The organism is Nocardia sp. 852002-20019_SCH5090214 (genome assembly GCF_001665865.1).
Lineage (GTDB): Bacteria > Actinomycetota > Actinomycetes > Mycobacteriales > Mycobacteriaceae > Nocardia > Nocardia nova.
In genome coordinates this window covers 150,089-167,207 of record NZ_LZMK01000368.1, presented here as the reverse complement: position 1 = coordinate 167,207, position 17,119 = coordinate 150,089, and the positions used below count along the sequence as shown (strand labels likewise).

The 17,119-nt window shown below is 69.4% G+C and carries 17 protein-coding genes and 1 pseudogene; 10 read left to right on the top strand and 8 right to left on the bottom strand.

What is annotated here, in order from left to right; all coding sequences use genetic code 11:
• Nucleotides 1-990 carry a hypothetical protein gene (locus A5780_RS29230; protein WP_064910421.1) on the top strand — a complete coding sequence of 330 codons (990 nt, stop codon included), beginning with the start codon at nt 1-3 and terminating at the stop codon, nt 988-990.
• A 55-nt stretch (nt 991-1,045) separates the two neighbouring features.
• On the opposite strand, the pseudogene A5780_RS29225 reads toward A5780_RS29230, so the two are convergent.
• Nucleotides 1,046-1,504, bottom strand: a pseudogene (locus A5780_RS29225) (APC family permease); the annotation flags it as partial.
• Between the two features lie 226 nt (nt 1,505-1,730).
• On the opposite strand from A5780_RS29225, the gene A5780_RS29220 reads away from it, so the two are divergent.
• Nucleotides 1,731-2,432 carry a GAF and ANTAR domain-containing protein gene (locus A5780_RS29220; RefSeq protein WP_181063915.1) on the top strand — a complete coding sequence of 234 codons (702 nt, stop codon included), beginning with the start codon at nt 1,731-1,733 and terminating at the stop codon, nt 2,430-2,432.
• A gap of 44 nt (nt 2,433-2,476) precedes the next feature.
• Nucleotides 2,477-3,211 (top strand): GAF domain-containing protein, encoded by a 735-nt coding sequence (locus A5780_RS29215; RefSeq protein WP_064905342.1) that lies wholly within the window; start codon nt 2,477-2,479, stop codon nt 3,209-3,211.
• Between the two features lie 42 nt (nt 3,212-3,253).
• On the opposite strand, the gene A5780_RS29210 is transcribed toward A5780_RS29215, so the two are convergent.
• The 4 genes from A5780_RS29210 to A5780_RS29195 form a co-directional block, all read right to left on the bottom strand.
• Nucleotides 3,254-3,658 (bottom strand): DUF302 domain-containing protein, encoded by a 405-nt coding sequence (locus A5780_RS29210; RefSeq protein WP_064910420.1) that lies wholly within the window; start codon nt 3,656-3,658, stop codon nt 3,254-3,256.
• A gap of 40 nt (nt 3,659-3,698) precedes the next feature.
• Entirely contained in the window at nt 3,699-3,941 is a 243-nt protein-coding gene (locus tag A5780_RS29205) for a DUF2892 domain-containing protein (RefSeq protein WP_030516395.1), read from the bottom strand.
• Nucleotides 3,942-3,977: 36 nt separating this feature from the next.
• Nucleotides 3,978-4,247, bottom strand: a complete 270-nt coding sequence (locus A5780_RS29200) for a metal-sensitive transcriptional regulator (RefSeq protein ID WP_030516394.1) — start codon at nt 4,245-4,247, stop codon at nt 3,978-3,980.
• 67 nt (nt 4,248-4,314) lie between these two features.
• Nucleotides 4,315-6,468: an MMPL family transporter gene (locus A5780_RS29195; protein WP_064910418.1), complete on the bottom strand. Its 2,154-nt coding sequence runs from the start codon at nt 6,466-6,468 to the stop codon at nt 4,315-4,317.
• A 130-nt stretch (nt 6,469-6,598) separates the two neighbouring features.
• Here A5780_RS29195 and A5780_RS29190 point away from each other — a divergent pair, with 130 nt between their 5' ends.
• The 6 genes from A5780_RS29190 (at nt 6,599) to A5780_RS29165 (ending at nt 11,058) form a co-directional block, all read left to right on the top strand.
• Nucleotides 6,599-7,216, top strand: coding sequence for a DsbA family protein (locus A5780_RS29190; RefSeq protein ID WP_064905441.1), 618 nt, complete (start codon nt 6,599-6,601; stop codon nt 7,214-7,216).
• Between the two features lie 92 nt (nt 7,217-7,308).
• The gene (locus A5780_RS29185; RefSeq protein ID WP_082976794.1) at nt 7,309-8,130 is read left to right on the top strand and encodes a sigma 54 modulation/S30EA ribosomal C-terminal domain-containing protein; all 822 of its coding nucleotides are present in this window, start codon (nt 7,309-7,311) and stop codon (nt 8,128-8,130) included.
• Between the two features lie 103 nt (nt 8,131-8,233).
• Nucleotides 8,234-8,743, top strand: coding sequence for a pyridoxamine 5'-phosphate oxidase family protein (locus A5780_RS29180; RefSeq protein WP_064905349.1), 510 nt, complete (start codon nt 8,234-8,236; stop codon nt 8,741-8,743).
• Nucleotides 8,727-9,188 carry a DUF2267 domain-containing protein gene (locus A5780_RS29175; RefSeq protein ID WP_064905351.1) on the top strand — a complete coding sequence of 154 codons (462 nt, stop codon included), beginning with the start codon at nt 8,727-8,729 and terminating at the stop codon, nt 9,186-9,188. The genes A5780_RS29180 and A5780_RS29175 overlap by 17 nt, the downstream gene beginning before the upstream one ends.
• Nucleotides 9,189-9,322: 134 nt before the next feature.
• On the top strand, nt 9,323-9,967 hold the full coding sequence (locus tag A5780_RS29170) for a response regulator transcription factor (protein ID WP_030516389.1): 645 nt from the start codon (nt 9,323-9,325) through the stop codon (nt 9,965-9,967).
• Between the two features lie 86 nt (nt 9,968-10,053).
• Entirely contained in the window at nt 10,054-11,058 is a 1,005-nt protein-coding gene (locus tag A5780_RS29165) for a nitroreductase family protein (protein WP_064905353.1), read from the top strand.
• On the opposite strand, the gene A5780_RS29160 is transcribed toward A5780_RS29165, so the two are convergent.
• Complete coding sequence (locus tag A5780_RS29160) at nt 11,045-13,570, bottom strand: cation-transporting P-type ATPase (RefSeq protein WP_064910416.1); 2,526 nt, start codon at nt 13,568-13,570, stop codon at nt 11,045-11,047. The two genes, A5780_RS29165 and A5780_RS29160, sit on opposite strands and share 14 nt — an antisense overlap.
• Nucleotides 13,571-13,801: 231 nt before the next feature.
• Here A5780_RS29160 and A5780_RS29155 point away from each other — a divergent pair, with 231 nt between their 5' ends.
• On the top strand, nt 13,802-15,523 hold the full coding sequence (locus A5780_RS29155; RefSeq protein ID WP_369817550.1) for a GAF domain-containing sensor histidine kinase: 1,722 nt from the start codon (nt 13,802-13,804) through the stop codon (nt 15,521-15,523).
• 30 nt (nt 15,524-15,553) lie between these two features.
• Here the strand turns inward: A5780_RS29155 and A5780_RS29150 are convergent, their stop codons facing one another.
• Nucleotides 15,554-16,474, bottom strand: a complete 921-nt coding sequence (locus A5780_RS29150; RefSeq protein ID WP_064910414.1) for a universal stress protein — start codon at nt 16,472-16,474, stop codon at nt 15,554-15,556.
• Nucleotides 16,475-16,514: 40 nt separating this feature from the next.
• On the bottom strand, nt 16,515-17,117 hold the full coding sequence (locus A5780_RS29145; protein ID WP_064905361.1) for a hypothetical protein: 603 nt from the start codon (nt 17,115-17,117) through the stop codon (nt 16,515-16,517).
• Nucleotides 17,118-17,119 lie beyond the last annotated feature (2 nt).

Genomic DNA, 17,119 nt, shown 5'->3' with positions numbered 1-17,119 from the left:
ATGAACACAGTGCCCACACGCGACGTCGTCGAGACAGCGGTCCGGATGGCCGGCCGTGCGCCGTCGCTGCACAACAGCCAGCCGTGGCGGTGGACGTTCGACGGTGCGCAACTGCGGCTGTTCAGCGTGCACGAGCGCATGTTGCCGACCACCGACAGCACCGGCCGACAGCTCGTGATCAGCTGCGGCATCGTGCTCGACCACCTGCGCGCGGCGATGGCCGCCCAGGGGTGGCGCACGATCGTGGCGACCTTCCCGAACCCCAACGACCGCACCCACCTCGCCGATGTGCGCTTCGAGCCCTCGCCGTACATCACCGACGGTGACCGCGAACGCGTCGACGCCATGGCGCGCCGGTACACCGACCGGCTCCCGTTCGACGAACCGGAGGGCTGGGAGCCGTTCGAGACCGTCCTGCGCACGGTGTTCGACCCCGAGGACGCCATCGTCGACGTCCTGCCCGACGACAGTCGCGCCGAACTGGCCCGGGCCTCGGAGCTGACCGCTTCGGTGCGCCGCTACGACGCCGACTATCACGCCGAATTGCATTGGTGGACAGGGCATGTGGTGGCGGATACCGGCGTCCCCCGCGACGCGCTGGTGAACGAGGAGGAACGCGGGCGCGTCGACGTCGGGCGGAGGTTGCCCACGGTCACCGGCGAACCACGCCGCACCGAGGTGCGCGCCGACCGGTCGAAGATCCTCGTGCTGTCGACCTACGGCGACAGCCCCGCCGAATGGCTGGCCTGCGGGCGGGTGCTGTCCACCGTCCTGCTCGAATGCACCCTCGCCGGCTACGCCACCTGTCCGCTCACCCATCTCACGGAGGTTCCGCGCAGTCGCAGCGTCGTCACGCGGCTGATCGGCCGGAATGCGTTCCCGCAGGTACTGATTCGCGTCGGGCGGGCTCCGGAGAACCAACCGCACCCGGAGCCGACGCCGCGGCTGCCGCTGCACGAGATCCTGCGCGTCACCGACGGCGCGGGCTGACCGGCGCTACCGCGCGCGAGACCGGCGCGCGAGGTAGATCACCGCACCGATCGCCCAGCGCGACGACGATCCGGGTCAGCAGCGCCGACTTCTGCACGCCCCGATAGTTCACCGCCGTCAGCGCGACCACCGACGCGACGGCCACCGCGTGCGCATGATCGGGCCAGGCGTAGGCACCGACCGTGAGCGCCATAGCCGCGCACGAGGCGGTCTTACCGACGACGAAGCCCCAGCCGGCGAGGTAACCCCAGAACTCCCCCAGGCGTTCCCGGCCGTAGACGTAGGTTCCGCCGGAGGCGGGATAGCGCGCGGCCGGCCGCGCCGAGGAGGTGGCGTTGCAGTAAGCGACGACGGCCGCGATCGCCAGGCCGATCAGCAATCCCGATCCGGCCGCGGCGGCGGCCGGGCCGCGCGCGGCGAAGATACCCGCCCCGATCATCGAACCGAGCCCGATCACCACCGCGTCGCCGAGACCGAGCCGACGGCGCAGGTCGGCCCGCGTCTCGAGATTCATGAGCTCGAAGATAACGGACGTCACCGCCGGAGGAGAGTCCTTGGTCCCGGGCGGCCGTCGTCGACAAGGAGCCTTGGGTCACCGAAAGGGAACCGGTGCCGGAGAACGGTCGGCACCGCGGCGCCGGGTGACTAGTCTCGGGTGCACAGGCACGGTCGGCGCACCCCGAGCCCGGAAACGTCGATTCGTCAGCGCGAGCAGTATGGTGGGGAGCCAGGAAGTACCGGTGGACGAGCGATCTGGGGGCCGACTGGAGGCGGCGGTGGCCGCGATCGGCCGCCCGCGCCGCGCCGACGATTGGGGATATCAAGTCTGTGTGGCATGTCGCGACGTGCTGACGGGGGTCGATTCCGTCGCGGTCGCATTGCATTCCGCCGGTGCGGTCGTCGAGGTCATCGGCTACAGCGATTCGGTCGCCGAACAGATCGAGGACGTCGAGATGGTGCTCGGGGAAGGTCCCGGTTTCACGGCGTTCACCACCGGTGACACCGTCCGGGCGCGTGCCGGGACGAGAGATTTCGAGCGGTGGCCGATGTATGCGAACGAGGTGGCGCGGCTCGGGTTGTGCGCGGTCGTCGCGTTACCTCTGCGGGTCGGCGGTATCCGGATCGGCGCCTTGGATCTGTATCGGTGCGAGCCCGGCGACGTGCCGGCTCGCGCCGAGATCGATGCGACGCTGCTCGCCGATCTGATCAGTTACACCCTGCTGGAGGGTCTCGTCGCGCGCGCGCCGGGAGCCGTGCCGATCGCGACCACACATCGTGACGTGAATATGGCGACAGGAGTGGTCGCCGCTCGAATGGGCATTCCTCTGGACGAGGCATTTCTGCGCCTGCGTGCGTTCGCCTTCGCTACGAACAGTCCGCTGCTCGACGTGGCGCGAAGTGTCCTGGAACGACGCGTCGATCTCGACGGAGCGAGCGAATGACCGGTGACTCCCGACCCCCGCAACAGGATCGTAAGCTTACCCCTGTGACCGAGCAGAGCGCCGTGCGGCAACGGTTGGCCCGCCCGCTGGCACGGATCACCGCCGACCTCGTTCGCGACGCCCGGTTCGCGGACACGCTTCCGATGGTCACCCGCCTGTGCTCCGACGTGTTGAACGCGGCCGCCACGGCTGTGGTCGTCCTCGACCCTCGCGGTGTCGTACGGGTGCTCACGGCGCCCGACGAGCACCGAGATCTGGTCCGGCTGCTGGAGAATCACGCCGACGACGGCCCGTGGAGCCGCAGTATGTCGTCCCTGCGGATGGTCGGCGTCGAGAACGTCGGCGACGACGACAGGTGGCCGGCCCTGTCGCAGGATGCGCCGGCCGTCGGATACCGGGCGATCTGCGCGGCGCCCATGATTTTGGGAACCCGGCCGGTCGGCAGTCTGGCGCTGTTCTACCGCGAGCCGACCGAATTCGGCGAGGACCACCGTGCCGTGGTGCAGACGGTGGCCGATCTGACGACGCTGTCGCTGTGCCAGGACAGCGACGAGGCCCGGTCGGACATGCTGGCCGGGCGCGTCCTCGCCGCCTTCGACGAACGCGTCCGGTACGAGCACGCCGTCGGCATGGCGGCCGGACGGCTGGATACCGATACCGACCGGGCCGCCGCTCTGCTCCAGGCACACGCCCGCGAGCACGGGATGGCCCTGACGACGCTGTCGCGCAGCATCACGGACGGGACCTTCGATTGGTCCGCGCTGGACCGGTCGATCTGACGCTTCGGATCCGGCCGGTCCGCGGGCGCCGGGCAGAGGCCGTCAAGCCCGGGCGAGAGCGTCGATGGCGCCGCGGAGTTTCGCGGCGGCCTCGGTCGCGATCGGTTCCAGGTCCGAATCGCCGGTGACCTGCACCATGACCTCGGGATCCATCGCCTCGACGATGACGACGCCCGCATCGTCGGGGTCGCGCCGCACGATCACATTGCAGGGCAACAGCAATCCGATGCGGCGGTCGACGCCGACCGCGCGATGCGCCAGCGGCGGGTTGCACGCTCCGAGGATGCGGTAGTCCTCCATGTCTTCGCCGAGTTTGGCCTTGAGGGTCGCGGCCATATCGATCTCGGTCAGCACTCCGAAACCCTGCTCGGCCAGTGCGGCCCGCGTCCGTTCCACGGCCTCGTCGAACCGGTCGGTGTGCAGCGTGGTGGAAATCGCCAGATTCATGATCGCCCGCTTTCCTTTCGATGGGGGGTGGTGAACCGGGTCAGGTCCGCGAAACGGCGCAACCGGCCGTGGCCGGCAGGCCCAGCCGCCGTAGCAGCAGGGTCGCCGGGCACCAGCCCGCAACGCCGTACAGCAGCAGATTCGCGCCGACGAACCCGGTGAGAACGAGCCACCAGCCCGACCATGCCGCAGCCGCGACCACACTGATCAGCACGATGGTGCCGGCCAGCAGCGGGACGACGCGGGCGATGGACCAGCCTTGGTGGCGAGGTAGGTTCGGCATGCGTTCACTTCCGGATAGGTTGGGCGCCATCGCTTTTCAGGCGAGGGCGAGAAACAGTTTCTCGAGTTCGGCTTCGCTCATCGGTTCGGCGCCGTCGGCGCTCTCGCCGGTGAGGCATTCACGCAGGCCGGTCGCGACGATCTTGAATCCGGCCCGGTCCAGGGCCCGCGACACGGCCGCGAGCTGGGTGACGACGTCCTTGCAGTCGCGTCCCTGCTCGATCATGGCGATCACACCGCCCAGTTGCCCCTGGGCGCGGCGCAACCGGTTGAGTACCTGTGCGATCGTTTCCTCGTTGCCGACCATGGCTGTCCGTCCTCTCGTCGCCTACCCCTCCAGCATACCCCTGGGGGTATGCCGGAGGGTTGTGGCGTCAGTCATGCGCGAAGCTGATCGACGGCAGCATCCGGCGCAACCACCGCGGCGATGCCCAGGCACGATGCCCGGTCAGCCGCAGCAGGACCGGCAGCAGCACCAGTCGCACCGCGACGGCGTCCAGCAACACGGCCACGCCGAGGATGATGCCCATCTCCTTGGGCGGCAGCGGATCGGCGAGCGAGAAGGTGAAGAACACGGCCACCATGACCGCCGCGGCCGCGAAGATCACCCGGCCGGAATGGGCCAGTCCGTCCACCAGGGCGTGACTCGGATCGCCGGAGCGCTCGTAATGCTCCTTCGCCGTCGCCAGCAGGAAGACCGTGTAGTCCATCGCGATGGCGAAGATCATCGCGAAGAAGAACACCGGACCCCAGCCGTCGAGGAATCCCTGCGGGGTGAAACCGAGCAGGCCGGCCCCGTGCCCGTCCTGGAAGATCAGTTTCGCCACTCCGAACGCCGCGGCCGTCGACAGCAGACTCACCACCGTGCCCAGCGCCGCGATCAGCGGAGCCTGCAATGCCACCAGCAGCAGGGCGAAGCCCAGCACCAGGATGATTCCCACGATGATCGGGAAGTAGTGGTTCAGAGCGTGCTGCAGATCCAGATTCTCCGCGGGCGCACCGCCCACCAGCGCTCCGGCCGGCAGCCGGTCTCGCAGGTGATCGAGGATCGTTGTCATCCGCCCGTCGGAGGGGTCGACGTTCGGCATCGCCTGCATCATGGCCAGTCCGCTTCCGTCGCGGGACAGTTGCGGCGGGGTGACCATCGCGATGCCGTCGACCGCCGAGGCGGCGTTCGCCACCGCACCGGATTCCGTTGCGGGCGCGATGATCTGCAACATTCCGGGAGCGCCTTCGCCCATCTGTGCCTGCACCAGTTCGTAGCCCTGACGAACCGGCGCGTCCGAGGGCACGACCTGGATCGACGGCATCGCGACCTTCAATCCGGTCACCGGGATCGCGAGCGCGATCAGGACCAGCAGTGCGGCGATCGCGAACGGCCACGGCCGGTCGTGCAGGATCCGGCCCCAGGCCGCGAACCGCGGTGAGCGGTGATGCTGGCGGCCGATGCGAGGCAGCGACCCGGCATTGATCCGGCCACCCAGCGCGCCCAGCGCGGCCGGCAACAGGGTCAGCGTCGCCAGCAGCACGAACGCCACCGCGAACATGATCCCGACGGCCATCGTCCGCACCGCCGGAGCCGGCACGATCAGCACCGCCGACAGGCTCACCAGCACCGTCAGCCCGGACAGCACCACGGCCTTACCCGCCGTGCTCATGGTCTCGGCCACCGCCGCGCGTGGATCGGAACTCGCCGCGAGCGCGCCGCGGAAGCGGGCGACGATGAACAGGGCGTAGTCGATGCCCAGCGCCAGGGCGAACATCATCGCGAAGTTCATGGCCCACACCGAAATCGGCGTCACGTGGTTGAGCAGCACCAGCCCACCGGCCGAGGCGATCAAGCCGGCCAGAGTGAGCAGCAACGGCAGTCCGGCCGCCACCAGCGAGCCGAAGGCGACCACCATGATGGCGAGGGTCACCGGCCAGGAGAACATCTCGGCCTTCAGCATCGCATCGTGATTGGCCTTGTTGAAGTCGCTCCACAACGCCGACGCGCCGGTGGGATAGACCTCGACTCCGTTGCCCGACAACGCCGTCAGCGCGTCCTTGTGCGCATCGACCGCCTTCACCATGTCATCGGTCGAGGCCGCGGCGCCGGCGATGAGGATTCCCGTATGCCCGTCGGGGCTGATCGACATCCCCGGCTGGGGCGCCACCACCTCGCCGAATCGGGAATCACCGGCGAAGATCGCGGTCATCCGGCCGAGCACCGACTGCACTTCCGGACTCTCGACGGTCCGGGTGTCGGAGTGCACCACGACCTGCACCGCGGCCGACGAATTGCCGCCGAAGTGCTGCTGCGCCAGCTCGCGCACCCGCACCGAATCCGACCCGTTGGCCTGCCAGCCGGCGCCCGCGAGGGAATTGAACACGCTCGGCGCCGCGGCTCCGAGCGCGACCAGCACGAGCAACCAGACCCCGAACACTATCCGGGTGTGGCCGGCCATGGCGGCCCCCAACCGGCCCAGCATCCCGCCGGAGCCACGCGTGGTGGCCGCCGGCGGTGACACGACCTGCGATTCGGTCATCACGCCTCCCTTCGATACCCCAGGGGGTATATTTCGTATAGCGGACAACATACCCCAGGGGGTATACAGGACGCAAAGGTGCGCTTGCCCACAGGCGGGTACACCGGCCATGGATGCGAAAGGAGACGACATGACGGATATCGCCCTGTACGTGGACCCGGTCTGCCCGTTCAGCTGGGTGACCGCCCGCTGGCTGCAAACGGCGGCCGCGGACGCCGGCGCTCGCGTCACCCTGCGGCAGATGAGTCTCGCCGTCCTCAACGAGGGGCACGAGGTGGACGCCGATCACCGCCCGATGCTCGAGCGATCCCGCCGGATCGGGCGGGTCTTCGCCGCCGCGACGCGACTGTACGGCGTCGAGGGATTCACCCGGCTGTATCACGAGTTCGGCACCGTCGCGCACACGCGCCGGGAACCGATCAGCGACGAGACGATGCGAACCATGCTCACCCGCGCCGGGATGGACCCCGCCCTGGCCGACGACGCGGAGGATATGACTCTGGACGAGTCCGTCGCCGACGCGCACCGACACAGCCAGCAGGCGCTCGGAGACCGGAGCGGGAGCCCCATCGTCGTGATCGACGGCCGTGGCTTCTCCGGTCCGGTACTGACGGAGATTCCCGGGCCCCGGGAGGGAAAACAGCTGTTCGACGCACTCGTCATCGTGGCCTCCACGCCCGGCTTCGCCGCGATGCAGAGCCCCTATTCCGGGCCGCCGGACACCACGGAACCCGCCGTCGACGCCTGATGCGTTGCAGCACAACGCCCGGCGGCCGGTGACCTTCGGCCCTGTCCGGCAGCACCGGGAATGCGGTGGTATCGACGCGAAGGAGCGTGACCATGAACTTCGCGAGCACCGCGCCGGGCGCTCGGCGCGGCACCGTCCGCCGCGCCGAATCCGACGTCCAGGGCCCCGGGTACGACCTGCCCACCGTCGACATCCGGCTCGGTGACCGAGTCCCCAGCATGTTCGGTGAGTATGCGCGACGGCGCATCGGCGACGCCGCGCGCTGTGCACCGTCGCCGGTGGCGTCGATCCGGGTCCGCCTGGCCGACCATCGCGAGTCGGCGCTGGCGAATCCGTTCGTGGCACAGGCGGACATCGTCGCGGAGCGAGCGCTGCGAGTGCAGGTGACGGGGGCAACGGCGCGCGACGCGGTGGATCTGCTGCAGACACGGACGCGCGCCCGGCTGCGCATGCCGATCGGCGGTGGCGCGACACAGCGACAGCGGTGTGAACCACCGGCCGCCACACTGCTCTATCTCCGCCCGGTCACGCAGCGGAAGATCGTGCGCACCAAGTGTTTTCATCTGCTCGACCGCACGGCGGCGGAGGCCGCGGCCGATATGGCGCTGATGGATTACGACTTCTGGTTGTTCGCCGAGTCCGGCGCGGAGACCGAAAGCGTGCTCGCGCGCACCACCGGCGGGCACTATCGGTTGATTCGGCTCGACGAGCGCGCGGCGACCGCCGATTCGGCGAATCTGCCGCTCACCGTCGCCGATGCCCCGGCCCCGGTTCTCGACCGGGCGGAGGCTCTGGCCCGGCTGCAGTTGAGCGGTTCGCCGTTCCTCTTCTACCGCGATCGCGAACTCGACCGCGGCTGCGTGTTTTATCACCGCTACGACGGTCACTACGGATTCATCACCTCGCGGCGATGATCCGCGAAGGCCTCTCAGTGGTGGACCTTCGCCCCTACCAGCACCGCCCGCGCGGTGGTGGCATGGACAGACCGGACGCTCAGCCCTCGAGAGGTACCGCATCGTGATTCCGCCCGACCGCACCGACGACGGCGCACCCAACTCCACAGTCGCCCTCGACCGCGCCGAGGCGATGCGGCTGCTGGCCGGAATCGCTTACGGCCGAGTTGTTTTCACGCGCGACGCACTACCGGCCATTCGCCCGGTCAACCATTTCGTCGAAGACGACGGGCGCGTGGTCGTGCGCACCCGGCTCACGTCCCGGCTCACCTCGGCGATCCGGGCCGATCCCGGAGTGGTCGTCGCCTACGAGGCCGACGAGATCGACCCCGGCACCCGCACCGGCTGGTCGGTCGTGGTGACCGGCCTGGCGCGGCCGGTCGCCGATCCGTACCGCGTGGCGCGATACGAGCGGCTGCTGCGACCATGGATAGCGGCGACCATGGATGCGGTCGTCGAGATCGAACCCACCATCGTGACCGGTATCCGTCTCCTCGGCGCACCGGAACCATCCGGTACGCCGGCGCCACCGACCCTCTCGTCGAAAGCCGATACTCATGACCTACCACGATGATCCGTTCGCGCCGGCCCTGAACACCGCCCACACGTGGTTGCGAACCGTCGCCGACCGGCTGGCCACCGAGGACCGCACCTTCGCGCTGCGTGCGCTGCGCGCCTGGCTGCACACCGTGCGTGATCGCCTCGACGTTCCCGTCGCCGCGCATTTCAGCGCCCAGCTGCCCGAATTGCTCCGCGGCATCTTCTACGAGGGCTGGGTGCCCGCCCATGTGCCGGTGCACCACGACGTCACGACCTTCGTCGACGCGTTCGCCCAAGAGGCGGGCGTATCCCCCGACGAGGCGGTGGCGCTGATCGGTGCGGTGACGATCGCGCTGTCCGATGTGTTCTCCCCCGGGCATCTCGACCATGTACTCGCCGTGGTGCCCGAGCCGCTGCGCGCGGTGCTGCTCGGCAGCGAGCTCAACGGGACGGCCGCGACCGTGCCCGGCGAGGCGTAGGTCGACGCTCAGGTCTCGGCAACGGCCTCGCAACGGTCTCAGCAACCAGGAAAGGGACTTTCGTCCATGCTGAGGCACTGATCAGGCGATTATGGTGAGTACATTCATCGCTACTTCGATTGGACGCACTCACCATGATCAAGGTGTTCCTGGTCGACGACCACGAAATCGTCCGTCGCGGGCTGAGTGACCTGCTCGACGGCGACCCGGAGTTGTCGGTCGTCGGCGAGGCGGGATCGGTGTCCCAGGCCCTCGCCCGCATCCCTGCGCTGCGCCCCGATGTCGCGGTGCTCGATGTCCGCCTTCCCGACGGCAACGGCATCGAACTGTGCCGGGAGCTGCTGTCCAAGGTCGACGGGCTGCGCTGCCTGATCCTCACCTCCTTCACCGACGAGCACGCCATGCTCGACGCGATCCTGGCCGGTGCCAGCGGTTATGTGGTCAAGGACATCAAGGGCATGGAACTGGCCCGCGCGGTGAAGGACGTCGGCGCCGGTAAATCGCTGCTGGACAACCGCGCCGCCGCCGCACTGATGGAGCAGCTGCGCCACGGCACCGAGCCCGACGGCCCGCTGGCGACGCTGACCGAGCAGGAACGCAAACTGCTCGATCTGCTCGGCGAGGGCCTCACCAATCGCGAGATCGCCGACCGCATGTTCCTCGCCGAGAAGACCGTCAAGAACTACGTCTCGCGGCTGTTGGCCAAACTGGGTATGCAGCGCCGCACCCAGGCAGCGGTCTACGCCACCAAACTGCATTCGAGGACTCCGGCGGAGTAGCGCGGCGCGCGCCGGTGACCATCGGCCCCACTCGGCGGGATCAACGCCCGTAGTCGGGCCGCCTCACGATTGTGAGACTGGACACCATGACCACGGCAAAGCACTCGACAATCGTCGACAGGCCCGACGACCGGACGGTCGCGGCAGTGGTCGAGCTGGCGCAGCGAGCACCCTCGGTCCACAACACGCAACCCTGGCGCTGGATATTCGACCGCCATCGGCTGCTCCTGTACACCGATCCCGATCGCGTCCTGTCCGGCGCCGACCCGCACGGCCGCGAACAGGTGATCAGCTGCGGCACGGTGCTGCACCACGCTCGCACCGCGTTCGCCGCCCGCGACTGGCATACCGATATCGTGCGGATGCCCGATCCGCAGCGGCCCGGCCTGATGGCGGTCCTGGAATTCCGGCCCTGGGGTGACCCTCCGAACGGAATCCCGCATCGCGCGGCGGCCATCACCCACCGATACACCGACCGGCTGCCGATGGACGCGCCGAGGCACTGGGAGCAAGTGGCGCCCACGCTGTCTGCTCTCGTCACGCCGCACGGGCTCGATTTCGACGAACTCGCCGGCGACGTCCGCGCCCGGGTCGCCGCGATCTCGCGCGCCGCCTCCGCGGCTCGCCGGGACGACTGGATGTATCAGGACGAATTGCTGTGGTGGGCAGGTAATTTCGAGGAAACCGAGGGGATTCCGGGTAGCGGTCTGATCTCCGCCGCCGAACTCGCGCGCGTCGACGTCGCCCGGCCGTTCCCCGCCGCCCCGCATTCGGAGCGCCGGCCCGGTCGCCTCGATCACGCCCGGCTCGTCGCGATCAGCTCTCCGGAGGATTCGCGCGAGTACTGGCTCCGCACCGGCGAGGCGCTGTCCGCGGTACTGCTCGAATGCACCGCAGCGGGGCTGGGCACCTGCCCGGTCACCCACCTCACGGAGGTGCCGGCGGGTCGTCGCGCCTTGGCCGCGCTGCTCCCGCATCACGATTACCCGCAGGTCCTGGTCCGCATCGGCAGCCCGCCGCCGGACGAGCCGACTCCGCCGTCGACCCCGCGCCGCGATATCGACGAGGTGCTGACCTTCACCGGGCGGTGAGGCCACTCCGGCTCGAACCGGCGCCGGCTTCACGCTCCGATCCCGGATGCAGAAACCGATCCATCCGGACGGCGGCGTACCCGAATACCGAGAGGCCGCTCACCACCAGCAGGTCGGTGAAGCTCAGTGCCTCGGTTTCCAGCAGCCGCTGCAGCAGCGGCAGATACACCGCGGCGACTTGCAGCGCGAACGAGACCGCAATCGCCACCGGCAGCAGCGGATTGGCCGTCGACCACGGGCGCGTGCGCGACCCCAGCGCCACGCCGAGCTGAGTGACCCCCAGGGTGAAGAACGCCATCGTCTGCCAGGGCCGGTCGGTGTGGTGCGCCCACACCGCCACCGCGAGGGTGACCACCGTGAGCACGAACGCGATGCGCGGAATCCGCTGCCACAGGCCCGCGCCGAGGATGCTCTGCGCGGGCGGGCGCGGCGAGCGCCGCATGATCGCCGGATCGGCCGGTTCACCGCCCAGCGCGACTCCGGTGAGACCGTGGGTGAGCAGGTTGACCCACAGGATCTGGGCGGCCAGCAACGGCAGCGCGAGTCCGAACAGCGGACCGAACAGCATGACCGCGATTTCCGTCGCCCCACCGGAAAGGCCGTAGATCAGGAAACGCCGGATGTTCGCGTAGACGCGGCGGCCCTCCTCGACGGCGACCACCAGGGTGTCGAGATTGTCGTCGGCCAGCACGAGGTCCGCGGCCTGCCGTGCCACCTCGGTGCCCCGCCGCCCCATCGCCACGCCGATGTCGGCGCGCCGCAGCGCCGGCCCGTCGTTGACCCCGTCCCCGGTCATGGCGACGATCTGGCCGCCGGCCTGCAAGGTGTTGATGATGTCGAGTTTGCGGTCCGGTGTCGCCCGCGCGAAAACCGCGGCGCTTCCCAGTTCGGTGTCGCTCGCGCTCCGGGCGTCGACGACGGCGTCGCCGCCGGCCAGAATGCCCAGGTCGGTGGCCACGGCGGCGGCGGTGCCGGGATGATCGCCGGTGATCAGGATGGGCCGGATCCCGGCGCGGCGACAGGCCGCCACCGTCGCGGCGGCCTCCTCCCGGGGAGGATCCAGAATCGCCACCAGTCCCAGCAGGCGCAGGCCGTCCTCCGGATCCTCGCCGGGGGCTTCCGGACGATCCGCCGCGGCGACTGCCAGCACCCGGTACCCCTGGCCGGCGAAGGCGGCCGCATGTTCCAGCGCCTCGGCGCGCAGCGACATGCCTGCATCGACCAGCCCCTCACGGACAACGGCCTCGGGCGCGCCTTTGCACACGGTGCGGTAGGTCCCGTCCGGTAGCCGGTGCACGGTCGTCATACGCTTGCGGTCGCTGTCGAACGGCAGTTCCGCCACGCGCGGCAGCCGGCTCCGCAACTCCCGTTCGTCGATGCCGGCATCCATTGCGGCACGGAGCAGTGCGGCTTCGGTGGGATCGCCCAGCACCGCCGTCTCGTCCGTCTCGGAGGTGGGTGCGACGAACTGCGCGTCGTTGCACAACACGGTGGCCGCCAGCAGTTCGACGACCGCCGGATCGTCCTCCGACGACCGCTGCGCCACCGTCCAGATATCTCCGACGACCATCCGGCCCTCGGTGAGCGTTCCGGTCTTGTCGGTCGCCAGTACGGTGACCGACCCCAGCGTCTCGACCGCGGGCAGCGTGCGGACCAGAGCACGGTGGGCCGCCATGCGGCGCGCGCCCAGCGCCAGCCCGAGGGTGACCACCGCCGGCAGCGATTCCGGAACCGCCGCCACGGCGAGGCTGATCGCGGTCACCAGCATCAGTTCCAGCGGTTGATGCCGGACCATTCCCAGCGCGAACACCACCACGCAGAGCACGACCGTGACCGCGGCCAGCAGGCGCCCGATGTCGACCAGACGTCGCTGCAGCGGTGTCGGACCGGTCCGGCGGTCCAGCAGTCCGGCGATGCGGCCGGTGGCGCTGGCAGCGCCGATCGCGGTGACCACCGCGGTGCCCCGGCCCTTGACGACCACGGTGCCGGCCGACAGTTCCGCGTCGCCGTCGACCGACTTGTCGACGGGCAGCGATTCACCGGTCAACGCCGACTCGTCCAGCATCAGCGCGGCCGCCTCGACGACCCTCGCATCCGCGGCGACGATATCGCCTTCCGCGAGGACCACGACATCGCCCACGACCACGTCGGCGGCCGGGATCTGCCGCTGCTCGCGATCGCGGATCACCCGCGCGGTGGGCGCGGTCAGTTCTTCCAGCGCCGAGATGGCCTGCTGCGCGCGAATCTCCTGGCCGACGCCGACGGCCGTGTTGACTACGATGACCAGCAGGATGACGGCCATATCGGTCCAGTCCCCGGTCGCCACCGTGAGGACCACGGCGACGAGCAGCACCAGGATCAACGGGTCGCGCAACTGGCGCAGCACTCGCCGCCACCACGGCGGCGGCGGCCGTCGCGGGACGGTGTTGGCGCCGTCGCGGGCCAGCCGTCGCGCCGCTTCGGCCGACGAAAGCCCCTCCGGCAGTGTCCGAGTGGCGCTGGAACGGGTCATCGCGCGACACCTTTCCGACGGGATGTGCCGTAACAGGTCCTCATAATCCGACCGTCTACCTCGGGGTCTGTCGAAGCCAGGGCCTTTCGGCGGCCTTCGAAACGACCTTCGTCGCAGCGGCATCCACCGTCCGACTTGCCGTTATCTGTCGCGGCGCACAGGAGAGCGGTAGGCTTTTCGCAAGCGTAAACGCCGATGTTTCGCGTTACTCGGACAGTGGATTACAGGACGATGACAATGCCCGATGATCAGCGAGCCGGTAGCTACTCGGTGCGCGACACCCTTTCGCAGCTACGGCTGCGCGAGCTGCTCGCCGAAGTGCGCGACCGCGTCGACGAAATCATGGACTCCCGCGACCGGATGGACGGTCTGGTCGAGGCGATGCTGTCGGTGACCGCCGGACTCGACCTGGCCGAGACGTTGCGCACCATCGTCCACGCCGCGATCAACCTGGTCGATGCCCGATACGGGGCGCTGGGCGTCCGCGGCCACGACGAACACCTGCAGCAGTTCATCTACGAGGGCATCGACGAACCGACCCGCAAACTCATCGGCGATCTGCCCGAGGGCCACGGCGTGCTGGGCATGCTCTTCACCCAACCCAAGCCGATCCGGCTCGAGAACCTGGCACACCACCCGTCGTCGGTCGGATTCCCGGCCCATCACCCGCCGATGCGCACGTTCCTCGGGGTTCCGGTGCACATCCGCAACGAGATCTTCGGCAATCTGTATCTCACAGAGAAGGCCGGCGGGCAGCAGTTCACCGAGGACGACGAGCTGATCGTGCAGGCGCTCGCCGCCGCCGCGGGCATCGCCATCGAGAATGCCCGGCTATACGAGGCCGCCCGCAACAGGCAGGCCTGGATCGAGGCCACCCGCGATCTGACCACGGAATTCCTCGCCGCCGACGAGCCCGGCCGGGTGCTGGCACATCTGGTCGATCACGTGCGGGTCCTCACCGGATCGGAGTGGGTGTTGCTCGCCACGGTGACCGACCCGGATGTGCCGGCCGAGGAGATCACCGAGCTGGTCGTCGACCAGGCCGCGGGTGAGGGGGCCGACGCCGGGCATTCCCTCGATGTCACCGGCACCATCGGGACCGCCTTCACGGACCGTAAGCCGCTGCGTTTCGACGATGTGGGCGACCTCGACTTCGCCGCGCTGTTCCCCACCGGCGGCCCGGTACTGCTGGTCCCGCTGCACACCCGCGACGCCCCGCAGGGGATCCTCATCGCGGTCCGCGCGAAGGACACCGCGCCCTACGACGACGAGATGCTGGAATTGACCGCCGCCTTCGCCGACCAGGCGGCGCTGGCCATGCAGCTGGCCGCCACGCAGCAGCGATTGCGCGAGCTCGACGTGCTCACCGACCGCGACCGGATCGCCCGGGATCTGCACGATCACGTCATCCAGCGGTTGTTCGCGATCGGGCTGTCGCTGCAGGGAGCGGTACCCCGCACCCGCGTTCCCGAGGTCAAGGCCCGGCTCACCGAAGCGATCGACGGTCTGCAGGATGTGGTCCAGGAGATCCGCACCTCCATCTTCGATCTGCACGGCGGCACCAGCACGCGCTTGCGTCAGCGCCTCGACGAGGCGATCCGCCAGCAGTGCGGCGACACCCCGATTCGCAACTCGCTGCGGGTGGCCGGACCGCTCTCGGTGGTGAGTTCGCAGCTGGCCGACCACGCGGAAGCCGTTGTGCGCGAAGCGGTCAGCAACACCGTCCGCTACGCCGGCGCCACGACGCTGGAGGTCGTGATCGGTGTCGGGGACGACCTGACGATCACCGTCACCGACGACGGTTGCGGTATCGGCGACAACATCACCCCCAGCGGGCTGACCAATCTCGCCGAGCGCGCGCGTTCACTGGGCGGCACGTTCCGCACCGTGCCCGGCCCGGCGGGCTCGCAGCGGCCGGGTACGCGGCTGGAGTGGTCGGCTCCGTTGAGCTGACCACCCCGCCGACTGCTACCGAACCTGCTGTTACGCGGTCTTTCCGGCCGGTTGGCGGACCACGGTGATGGGGCATTCCACCGATTGCGCCAATGCCGCGCTGGTGGAGCCGAGCAGCATTCCGGTGAATCCGCCGCGGCCGTGGCTGCCGACGACCACCAGCTGCGCGTTCTCCGACGCATCGAGCAGGGAGCGCACCGGCCGATCCAGCACCATTTCGCGACGCACCTTCACTTCCGGATACCGTTCGGAGTATCCGGCCAGCGTTTCGGCCAGCACCGCGTCCTCGGATTCCCGGATCGCGTCCCAGCCGACGATCGCCGGATCGAGGCCGCTGCTGCGGTCGCTCCACGCGTGCAGCACCACCAGCCCCACATTGCGCCGCGACGCCTCCTCGAAGGCGAGTTCGAGCGCCGGCACACTGTTCGCCGTGCCGTCGACGCCGACGAGAACCGGCTTCACCGCCGTGACGGCATCCGTCGCCGAGAGCGAATGCACCACGGTCACCGGGCAATTCGCGTGCCGGATGATCGCGGAGGACACCGACCCCAGCAGGCCGCGCCGGATGGCGCCGAGGCCACGGCTGCCCACCACGATCCCCTGTGCCTGATCGGACTGTGCGATCAGATGGCCGATGATCGCGTCGGTGGTGATCTCGGTGGTGATCACCGGCGTACGGTCCGGTGTCGCGGCGCGGGCGATGCGGGCGGCTTCGACGAGGATCCGTTCGGCGTCCACGCGCAGCCAGCTCATATCGTCCTCGGTGAGGATCGGTGCGGGACCCAGCCCGCCCGCGACCGAGATCGACGTGACCAGATGCAGGCGGCAGTCGCGCAGCGCGGCGTCGGCGGCGGCCCAGGCGGCCGCGTGGTAGCCGACGGCCGAGCCGTCGACCGCGGCGACGATCGGCGAATCGGTGTGCCGCTGCGGTACCGCGTGGTGCTCGGTCATGATGTTCTCCTCGTGGATCGGGTGGTTGTGGATCGGGTGTTCACGGAGTTCCGATGGGGCGGCTGATGTTTCGCCATTCCCGGGCCCAGCCGGCACGATGCCGGATACCGAAGGCCCAGGCCGTCAGCCATACCAGTGCCGCTGTAGCGAAGCAGATTTCGACGAATGTAGCCATTCCCAGCCCGACCCCGCGCATCGCGGCGGTGTCGGCGGGCAGCGGTGCTGCGGTCGGGCGGCCGTCGGGCGCCAGCCACATGGTCAGTTGCTGCCCGGGGTGCGCGGTCGCCGCCACGGGCGTCGTGGCTTCGGCGGAATGCCCGTCGCGGGTCCACCGAACCGTGGCCTCGTATCGATCGGCGGAGACGTCCATCGATGTCGCCGTCGTGCGAACCGGATCGGCGACGATCGTGGCGGCGACCGCCGTCTTCGCCGCGTTCTCGTCGCGAATCTGTACGGCGGCATCGGTGTAGCGGGCGGTGCCCATCGCCGCGCAGACCGGCACCGCGCCGAGAACCACCACCACGGCCAGGATCCGGATGACGGCCTCGATCCGGTCCGACGGCCGCATCAGCCGGTTCGCCGCCCACGGACCCGTGCGCCACGCGCGCAGTGCCAACGACGGATACCGCGTCATGTCGGTCATCT

Bases quoted from the DNA above. Each gene is read 5' to 3' on its own strand.
- A5780_RS29230 (WP_064910421.1), top strand. From the start codon at position 1: ATGAACACAGTGCCCACACGCGACGTCGTCGAGACAGCGGTCCGGATG.
- A5780_RS29210 (WP_064910420.1), bottom strand. From the start codon at position 3,658: ATGAATCTGGCGATTTCCACCACGCTGCACACCGACCGGTTCGACGAG.
- A5780_RS29205 (WP_030516395.1), bottom strand. From the start codon at position 3,941: ATGCCGAACCTACCTCGCCACCAAGGCTGGTCCATCGCCCGCGTCGTC.
- A5780_RS29200 (WP_030516394.1), bottom strand. From the start codon at position 4,247: ATGGTCGGCAACGAGGAAACGATCGCACAGGTACTCAACCGGTTGCGC.
- A5780_RS29195 (WP_064910418.1), bottom strand. From the start codon at position 6,468: ATGACCGAATCGCAGGTCGTGTCACCGCCGGCGGCCACCACGCGTGGC.
- A5780_RS29190 (WP_064905441.1), top strand. From the start codon at position 6,599: ATGACGGATATCGCCCTGTACGTGGACCCGGTCTGCCCGTTCAGCTGG.
- A5780_RS29185 (WP_082976794.1), top strand. From the start codon at position 7,309: ATGAACTTCGCGAGCACCGCGCCGGGCGCTCGGCGCGGCACCGTCCGC.
- A5780_RS29175 (WP_064905351.1), top strand. From the start codon at position 8,727: ATGACCTACCACGATGATCCGTTCGCGCCGGCCCTGAACACCGCCCAC.
- A5780_RS29170 (WP_030516389.1), top strand. From the start codon at position 9,323: ATGATCAAGGTGTTCCTGGTCGACGACCACGAAATCGTCCGTCGCGGG.
- A5780_RS29165 (WP_064905353.1), top strand. From the start codon at position 10,054: ATGACCACGGCAAAGCACTCGACAATCGTCGACAGGCCCGACGACCGG.
- A5780_RS29160 (WP_064910416.1), bottom strand. From the start codon at position 13,570: ATGACCCGTTCCAGCGCCACTCGGACACTGCCGGAGGGGCTTTCGTCG.
- A5780_RS29155 (WP_369817550.1), top strand. From the start codon at position 13,802: ATGACAATGCCCGATGATCAGCGAGCCGGTAGCTACTCGGTGCGCGAC.
- A5780_RS29150 (WP_064910414.1), bottom strand. From the start codon at position 16,474: ATGACCGAGCACCACGCGGTACCGCAGCGGCACACCGATTCGCCGATC.
- A5780_RS29145 (WP_064905361.1), bottom strand. From the start codon at position 17,117: ATGACCGACATGACGCGGTATCCGTCGTTGGCACTGCGCGCGTGGCGC.